Genomic DNA, 16,386 nt, shown 5'->3' with positions numbered 1-16,386 from the left:
ATTTTTGCACGGTTGTGACCGTATCGGTGCTTTTGGCGTCATTCTTGTCAATTTTTGATGGTCTATGGCCACAACCTGGCCTGGTTGAAGACTGTAGGTGAGAAAGAAAGTGGTAATATCGGCCCGCTATTGACTCGATAAAGGCCTGCCCATGACTGCTCTGCGTCTGCTAGTTTCCGACTCTCACGATCCCCTGTTCAACCTGGCGGTGGAGGAGTGCATCTTCCGGCAGATGGACCCGAACCAGCGGGTACTGTTTCTGTGGCGCAACGCCAATACAGTGGTGATTGGCCGTGCCCAGAACCCGTGGAAGGAGTGCAACACCCGCCGCATGGAAGAGGATGGCGTGACCCTGGCCAGGCGCAGCAGCGGAGGTGGCGCCGTGTTTCACGACCTTGGCAACAGCTGCTTCACCTTCATGGCGGGCAAGCCGGGCTATGACAAGAGCATCTCCACCGCCATAGTGATCGATGCGCTCAAGCTGCTCGGGGTGAGTGCCTTTGCTTCCGGGCGCAACGACCTGCTGGTGGCCTCCCAGGACGGGGATCGCAAGGTGTCTGGCTCGGCCTATCGGGAGACCCATGATCGCGGTTTCCATCACGGTACCCTGCTGCTCGATGCAGACTTGAGCCGCCTCGCCAATTACCTCAATCCCGACCCCAAGAAGCTGGCCGCCAAGGGGATCAGCTCGGTACGCAGTCGGGTAGCCAACCTGTGCGAGCTGCTGCCCGGGATCGAACATCAACAGGTGAGTCATGCGCTCATTGAGGCCTTCTTCGCCCACTACGGTGCGCGCGTCTCCCCCGAGCATATCTCCCCGACCCAATTGCCGGACTTGCCCGGCTTTGCCGACACTTTCGCCCGCCAGCGCAGCTGGGAGTGGAATTTTGGTCATGCGCCTGCGTTCACCCATCAGCTGGACGAGCGCTTCGACTGGGGCGGGGTGGAGCTGCATTTCGATGTGGAGAAGGGGGTCATAGGCCGGGCGCAGATCTTCAGCGACAGCCTGGATCCGGCCCCATTGGATGCATTGGCCCAGCGGCTGGTGGGTGTGACCTATCGCAGCGACGCCATAGCCGCGCTGCTCGGGCAACTGAAGACCGATTTCCCGTCTCGGCAAGCCGAGCTGGATGCGCTTGCTGGCTGGTTGCAGGCGGCACTGCGCTGACCCCATTGTCCAGGCAGCAAGCTCACTGACGAGGTGCCCAAACGCACCTCAAGATAAACGGCGGGATGGAGAGCCCCGCCGTTTATCTTGTCCGTCAATTCACTGTTTTTGCAGCTGGGTGACTGTCAGCTTGCCATCCGGATTCTCAGCGTGGAAGCGCACCGCATCTCCGACCTTTAGCCCCTTGGTCAGGGCCGGATCCGCCAGCAGGAACACCATTGTCATGGGGGGCATCTTGAGGTTGTCGATGGCCTCGTGTTTGATCCCCACCTTGCCATTGGTCTCGTCGATACGGCTGATGATCCCCTTGGTCATCGCGTTCTCTCCCGTCGCTTGCATATCCATCCCCTCCATCTGGGACATATCGTGCCCCTCGTGGCTCATGGTCATTTCGGCCTGGGCCTGGAGAGAGGCAAGGCCGAGCAGCAATGTCATTGAAAATGTCTTGTAGTTCATGGTCTTTTCCTCGTGATTGATTCAAACACTTCGTTGATTGCAAAAGGGTTAGTCGGCTTCTTGGTCTGCCTGCTTGCCAAGGCTGTGGCTGCGCCACAGGTAGTAGGCAGCGGGCAACACCAGCAGGGTCAGAACCAGGGCGCTCACCATGCCGCCGATCATGGGGGCGGCGATGCGCTGCATCACTTCGGATCCGGTGCCCTGGCTCCACATGATGGGCAAGAGACCCGCGATGATGGTCACTACCGTCATCATCTTGGGACGCAGGCGCAGGGCGGCGCCGTGGATCACAGCACTGTGCAGACGCGCCTTGTCCGGCTTGCCGCTCGCCACCAGCTCATCCCAGGCGTGGTTGAGGTAGACCAGCATCAGCACGCCTGTCTCCACCGCCACCCCGGCCAGGGCGATAAAGCCCACCCCCACCGCCACCGAGAGGTTGAAATCCAGCAGCCAGAGGGTCCAGATCCCGCCCACCACGGCGAGCGGCAGTGTGGTGAGGATGAGCAACACCTCCTGCATGCGGCGAAACGCCAGATAGAGCAGCAGCACGATAATGGCGACGGTCAATGGCACCACGTAGGCGAGGCGCGCCTTGGCCCGCTCCATGTACTCGTATTGACCCGACCAGGTGAGGGCGTAGCCGGCCGGCAGCACCAGCTGCTTGCCTACTTCGGCCTTGGCCTCATCGACGAAGGATCCGATGTCGCGACCCCGGATATCCACGTAAACCAGCCCGTTCAGGCGCGCATTCTCGCTGCGCAGCATGGGGGCTTCGTCACTGATGTAGACCCGTGCCACGTCCGCCAGCGCGATACGAGCACCGCTCGGCGTGACCAGCGGCAGCAGCTCCAGGCTGGCTACCGAGTCGCGATAGCTCTGGGGGTAGCGCAAGTTGATGGGGTAGCGCTCGCGCCCCTCTATGGTCTGGCCCACCTCCATGCCGCCCACAGCAGTGGCGAGCACCGCCTGCACATCGGCGATGTTGAGGCCGTAGCGGGCCGCTTTGAGCCGGTCTATATCCACCTTGACGTAGCGACCACCCGCCACCCGTTCGGCGTAGACCGACGCTGCCCCCTCCACCTTGCCGACGATCTGCTCCAGTTGCTGGCCCAACTGCTGGATCACCTTGAGATCCGGCCCCGCTATCTTGATACCGACCGGGGTCTTGATGCCGGTGGCCAGCATGTCGATGCGAGTCTTGATGGGAGGCACCCAGGCGTTGGTGAGGCCGGGGAAGCGGATGAGGGAGTCGAGCTCCTCTTTCAGCTTCTCCGGCGTCATGCCGGGGCGCCACTGATCGCGGGGCTTGAGCTGGATGCTGGTCTCCATCATCACCAGATCGGCGGGGTCTGTGGCCGAATCGGCACGCCCCGCCTTGCCGAACACGTTCTGCACCTCGGGCACGGTGCGGATCAGCTTGTCGGTTTGCTGCAGGATCTCCCGCGCCTTGCCCACCGAGATGTTGGCCGCTGTGGTGGGCATGTACATTATGTCCCCCTCGTCGAGCGGCGGTATGAACTCGGAGCCCAGATACTGGAGTGGCCAGAAGCCCGCCACCGTCACCACCGCCGCCAGCATGAGTGTGGTTTTGGGGCGCGCCAGCACGGCCTTGAGCAGCGGGATATAGGCCTGGCTCAAACCACGGTTGAGGGGGTTGGCTTGCTCGGCCAGCACCTTGCCGCGAATAAAATAGCCCATCATGACTGGAACTAGGGTGATGGCGAGTGCCGCGGCGGCCGCCATGGCGTAGGTCTTGGTGTAGGCGAGCGGATGGAACATCCGCCCCTCCTGCGCCTCCAGCGCAAACACCGGCAAAAAGCTCATTGTGATGATCAGTAGGGAGAAGAAGATGGCGGGCCCCACTTCGATGCTCGCCTCCGTGATGATGCGCCAGCGGTTCTTGTCGGTGAGCGCCTCTCGCTCCATGTGCTTGTGGACGTTCTCGATCATCACGATGGCGCCGTCCACCATGGCGCCGATGGCGATGGCAATGCCCCCCAGCGACATGATGTTGGCGTTGATCCCCTGCAGGTGCATGACGATAAAGGCCACCAGAATGGCGATGGGCAAGGTGATGACCACCACCAGCGACGAGCGCAGGTGGAACAGGAAGGCGAGGCAGACCAGCACCACTACCGCGAACTCCTCCAGCAGCTTGCCGGAGAGGTTGTCGATGGCGCGCTGGATAAGATCGGATCTGTCGTAGACGGTGACGATCTCCACTCCCTGTGGCAGGCTGCTCTTGAGTTCGGCCAGCCGCGCCTTGACTCCGTCTATGGTGTGCTGGGCATTCTCGCCATAGCGCATGACTATGATGCCGCCGACCACTTCCCCTTCGCCGTTGAGCTCGGCAATGCCGCGCCGCATCTGGGGGCCGGTGACCACATCTGCCACATCCCCCAGCAGCAGCGCGGCGCCGCGCACAGTGGTGCCGAGCGGGATCTGCTTGAGGTCTTCCACGCTCTTCAGATAGCCATTGGAGCGCACCATGTACTCAGCTTCCGCCATCTCGATGACGGAGGCGCCTGTCTCCTGGTTGCCCTGTTTGATGGCGGTCTCGATAAGGGAGAGCGGAATGCCGTAGGCACGCAGCTTGTCGGGGTCGACCCGTACCTGATACTGGCGCACCATGCCGCCGACGGTGGCGACCTCGGAGACGCCATTCACCGTCTGCAACTCGTACTTGAGGAACCAGTTCTGCAGCGAGGTAAGCTCGCTGAGATCATGCTTGCCAGTTCTGTCCACCAGGGCGTACTGATAGACCCACCCCACACCGGTGGCATCGGGGCCGAGCTGGGGGCGGGCGGAGGCGGGCAGGTTGGGGGCCACCTGACTCAAATACTCCAGCACCCGGGCGCGGGCCCAGTAGAGGTCGGTGTTGTCGTCAAACAGCACATAGACGAAGGCGTCGCCGAAGAAGGAGTAGCCGCGCACCGTGGTCGCCCCCGGCACCGCCAGCATGGCGGTGGTGAGCGGGTAGGTCACCTGATCCTCCACCACCTGGGGTGCCTGCCCCGGGTAGGAGGTCTTGATGATCACCTGCACGTCAGAGAGATCCGGCAGGGCATCCACCGGGGTCTGTTTCACCGACCAGAGCCCCCAGGCGGTGAGCATGACGGTCAACAGCAGCACCAGAAAGCGGTTGCCCACCGACCAGCGAATGATGGAAGGGATCATGATCTGTCTCCTTGCTCATGTTGCGCAGAGTGCGGAGCCTGGTTGTTGGCAACGCAGCAAATGATGGAAGGGATCATGGCTTGGCTCCCATATCGTGCTGGCTAGGGTCCATCCCTTCCATCTCATCCGCCGCAGGCTTGGTGGCATCGCCGCTTGCCGGCGCTTGCTCCTGATGGATGGTGGTGATGCGGTACTCATCCCCCTCCTGCATCACCTGCAGATGGAGGGTCTGCCCCTCTGCCAGCTTGCTGATGTCGACCCCCTCGGCCACGGTGAACTCCATCTCCATGGCGGGCCAGTGCCACTCCGGGATGGGCTGGTGGGCCACCATCAGGGTGCGGCTGGCCAGATCGATGCTTTCAACCTCGCCCTGAGTCCACACCTGGGTGGGGCGCACCGCCGTCATGCGCTGGAAGTCCGAGTCGATGGCCGATTCGGAGTCGAGCAGGAACTGGGCCGAGCGGACTATGCTGTCACCTGCTTCTACCCCCGCCTTGATGGCCACCTTGTCGCCAAACTGGGGGCCCAGGGTGACGGCGACCGACTTGAAGTTGCCATCCCCCAGTGCCAGCACCAGCCGATCCTGACTGCCGGTGCGGATCACAGCTTCGCTCGGTACCACCATTTGGGGCTCACCCTCGCCGGTGCGAATACTCACCTTGGCGAACATATTGGGTTTCAAAAACTCGTCCGGGTTGTCAACGCGCAGCCGCACCTTGAGGGTGCGGGTAGCGGCATCCAGGGTTGGGTAGAGGTAATCCACCCGACCCTGCCAGCGGCGGCCCGGGGCGTAGTCCAGGGTCATGGTGACCGGATCCCCCACTTTCAGCTGTGCGGCCTGGCGCTCGAACACCTCGGCGCTCACCCACACCTGCTGCAGGGTGCTGATGTTGAACAGGGCGGCGGCGGGCTCCACATACTGACCCTCGCGCACCTTGAGCTCCGAGACATAACCGCTGCTGGGGGCATAGATGCCAATGGTTTCACGCACCTGACGGCTGCGTTTGAGGGCGACAATTTGATCCGCCGGCACCTGCAGGGACTTGAGCTTGCCCTCGGCGGCGCGCAGCAGCAGCGGGTTGGCTGTGTTGAGGGCTAGCAGGTACTCGTGCTGGGCGTTGACCAGATCCGGGGCGTAGATCTCGTAGAGCAGGGAGCCTTTGGCCACCTTCTGCCCCTCACTCTTGATGGCAAGGGTGCGGATCCAGCCCGCCATGCGGGCGTTGATGGCCTCCAGCCTGTCCTCGTCATAGCCGACGTAACCCACAGTTTCGATCTGCTGGTGGATGGGCATTTTTTCGACTTTGGCTAGCCGCACCCCCAGGTTCTGCTGGATCTCGGGGCTGATGGTGACTGTGCCCGGCGAGCCGTTTTTCTGCTCCTCATAGACGGGGATAAAGTCCATCCCCATGTTGTCCTTGGCCGGGCCATCGCGCTTGTCGCGGGGATCCATGGGGTTGACCCAGTAAAGGGGGGTCTTCTCTTTGGCGGTTGCACCGTCGCCAGTCTGTTTGGCGGCCCAGTAGCCGCCACCGGCCCCGAGGGCCAGCAGCAGGGCTGAGACAAGCAGCTTTTGGCTTGATTTATGGCTCATAGGGAACCTCCGACCTGCATCAGGCGGGCGCTAATGGTGCAAGGGTGAGCGGCAACTGGCTCGGTCAATCGGGCAGATGACATGTGCATCTTCTCTTCTGTCAGGCCGCTGGCTTGTGATGGTGACAGACGCATAACGAGCATCTGGTTGCTGCATCTATCGCAGCAGATCACACAGGCTGGGCGGCAAACGGGGCGTTGCTGACGAGTCAGCGGACGCACTGCTCCCTGCTATTGCTGGCGGTGCCAGCCGTCACAGGGTCAGGCAAGGACGTGCAGTGTCGGGCAAGGTCAGCCTTGTCCCATGCACGGGAGAAGATCCTTCTAGTGGCGCAGCACCGACAGCATCAGATGTCGGCGGGGCCAGGAGGGGGGATGAGTACCGCGGCTACGCAGGAAGGGATCCCGCAGCCAGTGATCGAACAGATGGCTGGCGACCCCCAGATGGGGCAGCAGCAACAAAGGGAGAACGAGCAGGGTCAGCAGTGCGGCCAGCAGTGGCAGGCCGGCCCCGGTTGGCGAGGTGAGGCCGCCGTGCATCTGGCAATCTCCCTGGCTCATGGCATTGCCTTGCTCTCCATCATCGGCTGCCATTGTGTGACAGGCGAGCCCCTGCATGGCGGTCGCACTCATGGTTGCGTTGTCGCTGCCGGTCGTCATGGTGGAGGAGATGACATCGGTCCCGTGCCAGCTGATACAGAGGGTCAGATTGCAGACAAGCATCAGCGCCAGCAACAGCCGGGCCAATAGCAGGGTGGGCAATCGAACCAAACTCATCATGTGTCAACTCTGGCAAGGGATGGGGCAAATCTAAACCTTACTCGCGGGAGAAGGTCAAGGCATCTGCTGAGTCTGTCGTTGCTGCTCCAGATAGAGGGTGCTGTATTTGTCCAGCAGTTGATCTATCCACTGACCCATACCCGGAGCCTGCAACATGGGTTCGAGTTTCTCCAGGGTATCGAGGTGGGGGGAGTTGAGGGACACCGAGATGTAGAGTTCTCCCTGTTGCAGGGGCCAGAGCAGATCGGCCAGACCGCTATCCGGGTAATTTTCCCGTAAAAAGAGGCGACCAGAAGATCGACCGTAGGGCACAAAGTCGACCCTGTCGCTGGCCAGCAGCCCAAAGACCTGCTTGAGGGAGTTTACCCTGTGGATCCGGGTATTCTCTTCCAGAAAAGTGTCCAGCTCGCTGCCAAGGCTGACCCCGATCATCATGGCTCCCCTTAGCCCGGCCAGATCCTCCCGTTGCTCCAAGAGACGCGGGCTGGGCTGACGAACAAACACAGCCATGTCATTGATGGCCATCGGTGTTTGCGTGAAGCGGGAGTAGCTTTCACGCTCGCCGTTGCGCAGGGCACAAATATTGATGTCTACCTCGCCGGAGGCCACCTTTTGCTGGCAACGGGCCCAGGGGCCTACGTAGTCAAGGTTAACGTTGAGCCCCAACCGTTGATAGAGGGTGCTCACTACTTCGGCGCAGACACCCACGATTTTACCGCCCGCATGCCAGTTCCACGGGGGATAGTCATGGTGACCACAGGCTGTCATGTTTGATCCGGCAAGTGCCGCAGCGAGCCAAAGCTGAGCCAGCATAGAAATACTCCCCCTCAAATCTCCCAGAGTTTAGGTGATTGAGCCGAGTTGATTTGAATAAAAACGCCCTCGCAGAGCGAAGGCGTTTGAGCAAATACCATATTGATTGATAACGGTATTAGCGCTTCTTTTGCGAGCCTTGCATGATCAAACGGAAGAAGAGCGGGATAAAGAAGATGGCGATAAAAGTGGCTGCCAGCATGCCGCCAATCACCGGCCAGCCGAGGGCATGGCGGCTGGCCGCACCGGCACCGCTCGATGTGATCAAGGGGATGCAGCCGAGAATAAAGGCCAGCGATGTCATGACAATCGGGCGAAAACGCAGGCGCGCCGCCTCCAGTGCCGACTCGGCAATACTCATCCCTTCCTCATGCTTCATCACGGCAAACTCCACGATCAGGATGGCGTTCTTGGCCGCAAGCCCCACCAGAGTGACCAACCCAATCTGGAAGTAGACGTTGTTGGTGAGGCCCACGGCCCAGGTGGCGAGCAGGGCCCCGAACAGCGCGAAGGGAACCGCAGTGATCACCGCAAACGGCAGGCTCCAGCGTTCGTACTGGGCCGCCAGAATGAGGAAAATCATCACTATGCCGAAGCCAAACGCCATGCCGGCACTGCCGGCAGAAGCTTTCTCCTGATAGGCAGATCCGGTCCACTCCAGTTTGGCATCGTTGCCGAGGGTACTGTTCGCGATCTCTTCCAATGCGGCAATGGCTTGTCCTGAACTGTATCCCGGTGCAGGTTGCGCCATGATCTTGGCGGCAGGGAACACATTGAAGCGCTCTACCAACTCGGGGCCGCTGGCGTCGCGTACCGTCACCAGGCTGCTAAGGGGGATCATCTCGCCCTTGTCGGAACGGACATAGATGTTGCGAATGTCGCCCTTCTTGGCGCGATAATCCGCTTCTGACTGAAGCTGGACCCGATAGGTACGACCGAACTGGTTGAAGTCGTTGACGTAAACCTGACCAAAGGTGGCCTGCATGGTGTCGAACACCGCATTGATGGGCAGCCCCAACGCCTTGGTTTTTTCCCGATCAAGATCCAGATAGACCTGAGGGACATTGGCGCGATAGGTCGAGGTGACGCTGGCAAACTCAGGCCGTTCTCTGGCTGCGGCCAGGAAATGTTCAACCTCTGCCGAGAAGGTCTTGGCATCGCTGCCGCTGCGGTTTTGCAGATACCCTTCCAGTCCCCCCGTGGTGGACATTCCCTGGATTGGCGGTGGATTGAAGGAGGCCACAAAGCCATCCGCCAGCCCCATCAGACTCATGCCTTGAAAGGTATTCGCCAGAGAGAAGGAGTCTTGTCCTGCGTCTTTTCGCTCGCTCCAGTCCTTGAGGGTGATGAAGCTCAGGCCGCTGTTGCTGATCACAGCACTGGAGAGAATGTCGAAACCGGAGAAGGTGACGACATCCTTCACGTTCGGGTTGGCCATGGCGATTTGGTCAAACTTGTCAGCCAGCGCCTGGGTGCGAGTGAGTGCCGCTGCGTCTGGCAGCATGATGGCAGAGATGAGGTAGCCTTGATCCTCATCCGGTACCAGTTCTCCCGGTACTTTCATAAACAGCAGATAACTGGCGAGCAGCATGGTCACTATGATGCTGAAGGCCAGTGCCACCCGGCGATTCAGGAAAGCCACCCCACGCACATATCCTCTGGTGAGCTGGTCAAAGCGGTGATTGAACCAGACGAAGAAGCGAGCGGGCTCCTGATGGCCGTCCTTGAGCAAGACAGCACACAAGGCCGGCGACAAGGTCAGGGCAATGATGCTGGAGATGACCACAGAGACGGCGATGGTGATGGCAAATTGCTTGTACATCACCCCTGTCATGCCACCCATAAAGGCCACGGGTATAAACACGGCGCACAGGACCAGGGTGGTGGCGACTATGGGGCTGAATACCTCCTGCATGGCGAGAATGGCGGCTTGCGGCGCCGAGAGCTTTCGCTCGCGCATGCTGCGCTCCACGTTCTCCAGCACCACTATGGCGTCATCCACCACTATGCCTATGGTCAGCACCATACCGAACAGGGTGAGCAGGTTGATGGAGAAGCCCAGCAGCAGCATGCCGGCAAAGGTGCCGATCAAGGACACCGGCACAGCGATACAGGGGATCAGGGTGGCGCGGAAATTCTGCAAGAAGAGGTAAACCACCACGAACACCAGCACCATGGCTTCAAACAGGGTATGTACTACCTCCTCAATGGAGAGTTTTACGAACTCGGTGGTGTCATAGGGGATCTGATACTCGATATCCTGCGGAAACCGGGTTTGCAGTTGCGCCATGGTGGCGTGCACGGCATCCGCCACGGCGACGGAGTTGGCACCCGGTTGCAGATAGGTCGCTATACCGATGGCAGGTTTGCCGTTGGCGCGAGCGACTATGTCGTAGTCTTTACCACCCAGCTCGACCCGGGCAATGTCCTTGACCCGGATTTTGGCGCCATTTGGCATGGATCGTATGATGATGTTCTCGAACTCTTTGACATCCTCAAGGCGCCCCTTGGTCTGCACCGTGTAAGTGAAGTCGATGGGCGTGCTGGTGGGCTGAGCCCCTATTTTGCCTGCGGCAAATTGGGTGTTCTGCTCACGGATGGCGCCAATCACATCGCTCGGGGTCAGCTGCAACTGGGCCAGACGATCCGGGCGCAGCCAGATCCGCATGGCGTAGTCAGTGCCACCAAAGAGCATGGTGTCGCCAACGCCAGGTATCCGCTTGAGCTCGTCGATGATGTTGAGCAGGGCATAGTTCGACAGGTAGGTCGTATCAAATGACTGGTTGGGTGACACCAGGGTGATGACCTGCAAGATGGAGGTCGATTTTTTCTTGACCGTGACTCCCTGCTTTTTCACCTCTTCCGGCAGTTGGGCCATGGCGGCCGAGACCCGGTTGTTGACGTTGATGGTGGCCTGATCCGGATCTGTACCGATCTCGAAGTAGACGTTGAGGTTCATCTGGCCATTGGAGGCGGAGCCCGATTGCATGTACACCATATGCTCAACCCCGTTGATCTGCTGCTCGAGGGGCGCAGCCACGGTTTGGGAGATGGCTTCGGGGGTTGCCCCCGGGTAAAAGGCCGTGACCGATACCACGGGGGGCGTGATCTGCGGATACTGCTCGACGGGCAGGGAACGCATGGCGGCCAATCCTGCCAGTACGATAATGATCGATATCACACAGGAAAAGATGGGGCGCTCAATGAAGAACTTGGAAAACATACGAGCTCCTTACCTGGCCGCTGGCTTGCTGGCCATCTTGTCGCCGATCGCCTGCATCTCTTGGGCCGAGACGGGTTTGACTATGCTGCCGGGTCTGGCTTTCATCAGCCCCTCTACGATGTAACGCTCGCCTGCATCAAGGCCGCTCTCGATCAGCACCCCCTCTGCAATGGCCGGACCGAGCCGGACCGGGCGTGGCACCACCTTGTCATCGCCGTCCACCACCATCACCATGCGATCGGCCTGGGATTGCACAATCGCTCTGGCTGGCACCACTATGGCGTTTTTACGAATACCTAGGTCGATGGTGAGTCGGACAAATTGACCCGGTAGCAGGACCCCCTCTTTGTTGTCAAAGATGGCGCGGGCCCGAATTGTTCCCGTCTGCGGGTCGACCCGGTTATCGGAGAAGTTGAGCTTGCCCGCCTGGGGATAGACGGAGCCATCAGCGAGACGTATATGGGTACGCCAGTTGGTGGTGTCTTTGGCCTCAATCAATCCTTTTCGCACCGAGGTTTCAAAATTGAGACGGTCCTGTTCCGAGTAGGAGAAATTGACGTAGAGCGGGTTGTACTGGGTGATGGTGGTGAGCAGGCTGCTGTTGGCATTGGTTGAGATAAGACTCCCCTCGGATTGGGAACTCTTGCTCGCCATGCCATCAATCGGTGCCGTCACCTGGGTGTAGCTGAGGTTGAGTTCTGCTTCTTTGACTGTTGCCTGTGCGGCCTGGCGGCTGGCAATGGCCGCTTCGTAGTTGGCGATGGTGTCGTCATAGTCCTTGCGGCTCACAACCTGGCGCTTGAACAGCGGTATGATGCGGTCCCGATCGGCGCGTGCCTTGTTGAACCGGGCCTGTTCCTGAGCCAGGGCCCCCTTGGCTTGTTCCAGTGCCACCTTGTAGGGGGCGGGATCGATGAGGAACAGCTCCTGGCCTGCTGTCACGGGTTGCCCTTCCACATAAGTGCGTTCAAGCAGGATACCGTTTACCCGGGAGCGAACTTCGATCTCGCGATAACCCGCCGTCTCTCCCACCATCTCGGTCGTCAGCGGCACATCGGTCAGTTTGGCCTCGGCCACTACCACGGGCACAGGGGGGCGTACCTGGGCACTACTGGCGGGTTTGTCGCCACAGCCAGCCAGCACGCTGATCAGTGCCAGAGCAATGCAGCCACGCTTGAACATACTTTCCCCGACGTTTTGCACCTTCATCATCGCACTCCTGTTGGATGGACAGCGATCGTCGTGCCCACCCCTGTTCTGAACTGATGTCATCAACTGCATGATTAATAATTCAACTGATTGGATTACAAATAGTTTTTAAATGATAGAGCACAGACATTGAACCCAAGCTGCTCGGTGTTGAATGTTGTCAGCTCCAAGGAGGAGATGGGCGGCAGGCCAGCGACAATGGTTATCCTGGTGGTGCGGGCGTACTCCATTATGAGCATTGCTCATGATCCGGGAGGTTTGTTGGGAATTATACGAAGGAAAGGGGTGGGGGCTGGGTCACAGTGGGGAGTCAAACGTCCCCACTGTGTGGCTTTATCAGGCGAAGGTGGCCCAGATGGGAGCGTGGTCGGAGGGTTTCTCGATACCGCGCAGCTCGTAGTCGATGCCGGTCTCGGTCACAGTGTCCTTGAGGGCGTCGGAGGCCATGATGAGATCGATGCGCAGGCCGCGGTTCTCGTCAAAGCCCTTTGAACGGTAGTCAAACCAGGAGAAACGCTCGCACTCCGTGGGGTTGGCTGCGCGGAAGGTGTCGGTCAGGCCGAACCCTTTCAGGCGTTCCATCCATTCGCGCTCGATGGGCAGGAAGGAGCACTTGCCCTCTCGCAGCCAGCGTTTGCGGTTTGCCTCGCCGATGCCGATGTCGAGAGCCGTGGGGGAGATATTCACATCGCCGATCAGTACGAGTTGATCATTCGGGGTGTGGTGAGTTTCCAGATAGTGCTGCAAGTCCTCGTAGAACTTCTGCTTGGCCGGGAACTTGGTCTCGTGATCCTGGTTCTCCCCTTGCGGGAAATAGCCGTTCATCACCTTGATGAGGGAGCCATCCTCCCGTTTGAAGGTCGCCATGATCATGCGGCGCTGGGCATCTTCCGGATCGGTAGGGAAGCCTTTTTGTACCTCGACCGGCTTCTGCTTGCTCATGATGGCCACCCCGTAATGGGCCTTCTGACCGTGGAATTCCACGTGATAGCCCATGGCTTCCACGTCTGCCAGCGGGAAGGCCTCGTCGTGTACCTTGATCTCCTGCAGGCCGATCACATCCGGCTGGTGTTTGTCGATGATGGCTTGCAGCTGATGAAGGCGGGCGCGCAGGCCATTGATATTAAAAGAGATGATCTTCATGTCCGGGATGCTCATGTCATTTTTATAAGTCGCTATTGGACTAGGAATCCGCCGCGGATGCAAGTTCAGGGGCCGGCTTGGTCCCGCTTGCATGGGGCTTGCCCCGGCGCCATCGCTGGCCGGGGAGGGCGGCGCCACTCAACGGGTCATCTTTTTCACGAACACCACCACAAACAGCGCCAGCGTGAAGCTGCCGGTAAAGGCCTCGAAGGCGGCGAAGATCCGCGACAGGCCCACGGGAGTGAAGTCGCCATACCCCAGGGTAGTGAAGGTCACCACGCTGTAGTAGAGGCATTCGAGCAGGAAGATGGCATTTTGCTTGAAGGGGGCGCCGGGCTGGTAGATAAGGTGCTCACCCTGGAAGTTCAGGCCGAAGAAGAAGTAGAAGATGCTGCAGATGAAGATGAGCAGCAGGGAGAAGAGCACCACCCGCATCGGCGCCTCGCCGTAGCCGCAGAAGAGGTCGACTATCCAGGAGGTGAATCTCTGGATTGACCAGAGCGGCAACTGCAGGCGGCGCATGGTGAGCTCCCGCTGTATGTAGCGGCCTGACATGGTGAAGATGCCTTGCGCCTCCGAGGCTTTGCGCAGATCCCGGTAGGTCTCTTCCGCCTCCTTGAACCAGATGCGGGCCTGTGCCGGATCCCGCTCGCTGCGTCCGCGCCGCTCCTGCATCAGTCGTTTGCCGGTGTTGAGGTTGTCGAGGCGGGTGTTGTGCCAGCGGATACCGAGCAGATTGACGTCGTCGAGTTCGGCGCAGTGGAGGTTGGCGTCACTGAGATCCGCTTTCATCAGGCTGCCGCCCTTGATGCGAATGCCGTAGAGGTGGGCACCTTGCAGGTTGGCCCGATAGAAGTTGCACTGCTCCAGCAAGAAGCCCTGCGGTGCCCCCTTCTTCACCAGATTGAGCCCGGCCAGGTTGGCACGGGCCAGTTGCAGGCCGTGGCACAGACCGTCCTGATGAATGTAGTGCTCAAGCTCATGCGCCGTCTTGGGATCCTGATGATCAGCATGGGGATCGTGCCAGCGGCACAGCTCATGCTCCCCTGCCTCCTCGCTGCAGTGACGCCCGTCCGCCACCAGATATCGACACATCGCCATTGCGGTTCTCCTCCCCTCGCCGAGTCTGTATCAGCATAGGCGAGGGGAGCCGCTCTTGGGTCAGCTGAGCTGGGTAAACTCCTGACGCAGCTTGCGAAAACGATCCTGCTGGGTGGGGTTGAGGGGGATGCCGTCCAGCACCTCCAGCGTCTCTTTGCACTCGGCGCCAAACTCCGGGCTCTTGCGATTCTTCTGCATCAGTTGCAGCAGCACCTGGATCTTGTTGAGGGCTGCACCTGTATTGGCGGGGGCGCGGCGCAGGGCCTCGCGAAAGTGGCCGAGGGCCTGCTCCAGCTCACCGCTCTGATAGGCCTTGATACCGAGATCGTTGAGCTGCTGGTAACGCTGACGCCGCTCCAGCACTGTCTTGTCATCGCGGGTGGCCTGGATGCAGGTGGTGAGCAGCCTGTCTTCATCTTCCGCCAGCAGTGCCTGCAGGCTCTCGGCGTATTCGAATTCGCCGAGCTGGTAGAGGGCCAGTATGGTCTCGCCCAGCAGGCTGGGGGGCATAGTGGCCGGTTGATCGAGCCAGTTCTGGTTGGCGCGATAGAGCATCTTCTTGCCCTTGAGCAGCTCCCCCAGGGCGATCTGCACCCTGGCCTGGCAGATCTGCTCGAACACCGGGTAGTTGAACTCCGCCATCATCAGCGAATCGCGGATGCGAGACAGGGCCGAATTCACCTGTTTCTGCAGATTGGCGATGTGGTAGCTGTCGTTGCTGTTGAGGGCGTACAGGGTCAGAGTCTGGATATAGGCCCCCAGATAGTGGGGGGTGCGATGGATGGAGTTGCGCGACAAGTCGATGAGGGAGAGCAATACATCCTTGGCCTGGGCGTAGTCGTGGCGTAGCAGGCACACTTCTGCCAGCCGGCGGGAGAGCTGCACCGACTGGGGCGAAATATCTACCGCTCGCCTGAGCTCCTGCTGGGCCAGCTCGCTATTGCCAAGGGCCAGCTGGGATTCTGCCAGCCACATGTGGGCCTCCACCATCAGCGGGGTATTCTTGAGGGTAGCCTGCAGGTGGCTCACGGCCTCCTCGTTCAGGCCCAGGGTGTGGCACGCCTTGCCCAGCGTCAGCCGGGCCCAGCTGTTCTCTTGCCCGGCCAGCAGTTGGCGCATCAGGCTGCGCGCCTCCTTGGCCTGCCCCAGCTTGAGCTGGGTATCGGCTTGCAGGCAGCGGCAGAAGTTGGCAAAGCGGGGCACCGCATCGGCTCGCTCGGCACAGATGGCCAGCAGAGCAGGCAGGTCGTCCTTGGCCAGGGCGGTGAAGACGCTCTCCAGCGCCTGGCGGCGGGCGAGGGCACGCTTGAGGCGAAAGGAAAACTGTTCCTGGGAGAAAGGCTTCATCAGGTATTCGTCGGGCTCGGCCTCCAGCGCGCTCAGCACCATGGCGCGGGAGCTGTCAGCGCTCACCATGATCACCACGCTCTGGGGGGGGATGAGATGCTGATCCCGCAGGCTTTCCAGCAGTTGACGCCCGTTCTCGCCGCCCCCCAGTTCGTAGTCGAGCAGATAGATGTCAAAGGTCTCTTTCTGACAACGACGCCGGGCCTCCTCGGCCGAATTGACATAGGTGATGCGATTGATGCCCAGGTTGATCAACATGGCCTTCATCATCACCTGAAAGGATCGCTGTTCGTTGACCAGCAAGATGCGTTTGGGCTTGGGCTGGACTTTTTTCTCTACTTCGGGTTCCGGTGTCTGCATCTGTCAGGGTCAAGGC

At 60.2% G+C, this 16,386-nt stretch carries 11 protein-coding genes; 1 reads left to right on the top strand and 10 read right to left on the bottom strand.

From position 1 onward, the window contains the following. Window positions 1-151 precede the first annotated feature (151 nt). Entirely contained in the window at window positions 152-1,168 is a 1,017-nt protein-coding gene (locus tag GWQ27_RS10980) for a lipoate--protein ligase A (RefSeq protein ID WP_275907353.1), read from the top strand. Window positions 1,169-1,267: 99 nt separating this feature from the next. Here the strand turns inward: GWQ27_RS10980 and GWQ27_RS10975 are convergent, their stop codons facing one another. From GWQ27_RS10975 to GWQ27_RS10930, 10 genes are all read right to left on the bottom strand, one after another. Then, window positions 1,268-1,624, bottom strand: coding sequence for a copper-binding protein (locus tag GWQ27_RS10975; protein ID WP_275907352.1), 357 nt, complete (start codon window positions 1,622-1,624; stop codon window positions 1,268-1,270). 48 nt (window positions 1,625-1,672) lie between these two features. After that, on the bottom strand, window positions 1,673-4,801 hold the full coding sequence (locus GWQ27_RS10970; protein WP_275907351.1) for an efflux RND transporter permease subunit: 3,129 nt from the start codon (window positions 4,799-4,801) through the stop codon (window positions 1,673-1,675). A gap of 73 nt (window positions 4,802-4,874) precedes the next feature. Continuing rightward, window positions 4,875-6,395: an efflux RND transporter periplasmic adaptor subunit gene (locus GWQ27_RS10965; protein WP_275907350.1), complete on the bottom strand. Its 1,521-nt coding sequence runs from the start codon at window positions 6,393-6,395 to the stop codon at window positions 4,875-4,877. Window positions 6,396-6,718: 323 nt separating this feature from the next. Beyond that, window positions 6,719-7,174: a hypothetical protein gene (locus tag GWQ27_RS10960; protein WP_125597803.1), complete on the bottom strand. Its 456-nt coding sequence runs from the start codon at window positions 7,172-7,174 to the stop codon at window positions 6,719-6,721. A 54-nt stretch (window positions 7,175-7,228) separates the two neighbouring features. Then, the gene (locus GWQ27_RS10955; RefSeq protein ID WP_265453382.1) at window positions 7,229-7,987 is read right to left on the bottom strand and encodes a transporter substrate-binding domain-containing protein; all 759 of its coding nucleotides are present in this window, start codon (window positions 7,985-7,987) and stop codon (window positions 7,229-7,231) included. 118 nt (window positions 7,988-8,105) lie between these two features. After that, window positions 8,106-11,210, bottom strand: coding sequence for a multidrug efflux RND transporter permease subunit (locus tag GWQ27_RS10950; RefSeq protein WP_265455086.1), 3,105 nt, complete (start codon window positions 11,208-11,210; stop codon window positions 8,106-8,108). Window positions 11,211-11,219: 9 nt separating this feature from the next. Beyond that, complete coding sequence (locus GWQ27_RS10945; protein WP_275907403.1) at window positions 11,220-12,419, bottom strand: efflux RND transporter periplasmic adaptor subunit; 1,200 nt, start codon at window positions 12,417-12,419, stop codon at window positions 11,220-11,222. A gap of 336 nt (window positions 12,420-12,755) precedes the next feature. After that, complete coding sequence (gene xthA / locus GWQ27_RS10940; RefSeq protein WP_275907349.1) at window positions 12,756-13,562, bottom strand: exodeoxyribonuclease III; 807 nt, start codon at window positions 13,560-13,562, stop codon at window positions 12,756-12,758. A 138-nt stretch (window positions 13,563-13,700) separates the two neighbouring features. Continuing rightward, on the bottom strand, window positions 13,701-14,663 hold the full coding sequence (locus GWQ27_RS10935) for an ion channel (RefSeq protein ID WP_265453205.1): 963 nt from the start codon (window positions 14,661-14,663) through the stop codon (window positions 13,701-13,703). A 60-nt stretch (window positions 14,664-14,723) separates the two neighbouring features. After that, a complete protein-coding gene (locus tag GWQ27_RS10930) occupies window positions 14,724-16,370 on the bottom strand; it encodes a tetratricopeptide repeat-containing response regulator (RefSeq protein WP_275907348.1) in 1,647 nt (548 codons plus the stop codon). Window positions 16,371-16,386 lie beyond the last annotated feature (16 nt).

This window comes from Aeromonas sp. 5HA1 (assembly GCF_029237245.1).
Taxonomy (GTDB): Bacteria; Pseudomonadota; Gammaproteobacteria; order Enterobacterales; family Aeromonadaceae; genus Aeromonas; species Aeromonas salmonicida.
Note: the sequence above shows the minus strand (reverse complement) of the source record. Positions and strands in the feature narration are given on the sequence as shown.

Coding starts and splice junctions, on each gene's coding strand:
- GWQ27_RS10980 (WP_275907353.1), top strand. CDS start 152: ATGACTGCTCTGCGTCTGCTAGTTTCCGACTCTCACGATCCCCTGTTC.
- GWQ27_RS10950 (WP_265455086.1), bottom strand. CDS start 11,210: ATGTTTTCCAAGTTCTTCATTGAGCGCCCCATCTTTTCCTGTGTGATA.
- GWQ27_RS10955 (WP_265453382.1), bottom strand. CDS start 7,987: ATGCTGGCTCAGCTTTGGCTCGCTGCGGCACTTGCCGGATCAAACATG.
- GWQ27_RS10975 (WP_275907352.1), bottom strand. CDS start 1,624: ATGAACTACAAGACATTTTCAATGACATTGCTGCTCGGCCTTGCCTCT.
- GWQ27_RS10945 (WP_275907403.1), bottom strand. CDS start 12,419: ATGAAGGTGCAAAACGTCGGGGAAAGTATGTTCAAGCGTGGCTGCATT.
- GWQ27_RS10970 (WP_275907351.1), bottom strand. CDS start 4,801: ATGATCCCTTCCATCATTCGCTGGTCGGTGGGCAACCGCTTTCTGGTG.
- GWQ27_RS10960 (WP_125597803.1), bottom strand. CDS start 7,174: ATGATGAGTTTGGTTCGATTGCCCACCCTGCTATTGGCCCGGCTGTTG.
- GWQ27_RS10935 (WP_265453205.1), bottom strand. CDS start 14,663: ATGGCGATGTGTCGATATCTGGTGGCGGACGGGCGTCACTGCAGCGAG.
- GWQ27_RS10930 (WP_275907348.1), bottom strand. CDS start 16,370: ATGCAGACACCGGAACCCGAAGTAGAGAAAAAAGTCCAGCCCAAGCCC.
- GWQ27_RS10965 (WP_275907350.1), bottom strand. CDS start 6,395: ATGAGCCATAAATCAAGCCAAAAGCTGCTTGTCTCAGCCCTGCTGCTG.
- xthA (WP_275907349.1), bottom strand. CDS start 13,562: ATGAAGATCATCTCTTTTAATATCAATGGCCTGCGCGCCCGCCTTCAT.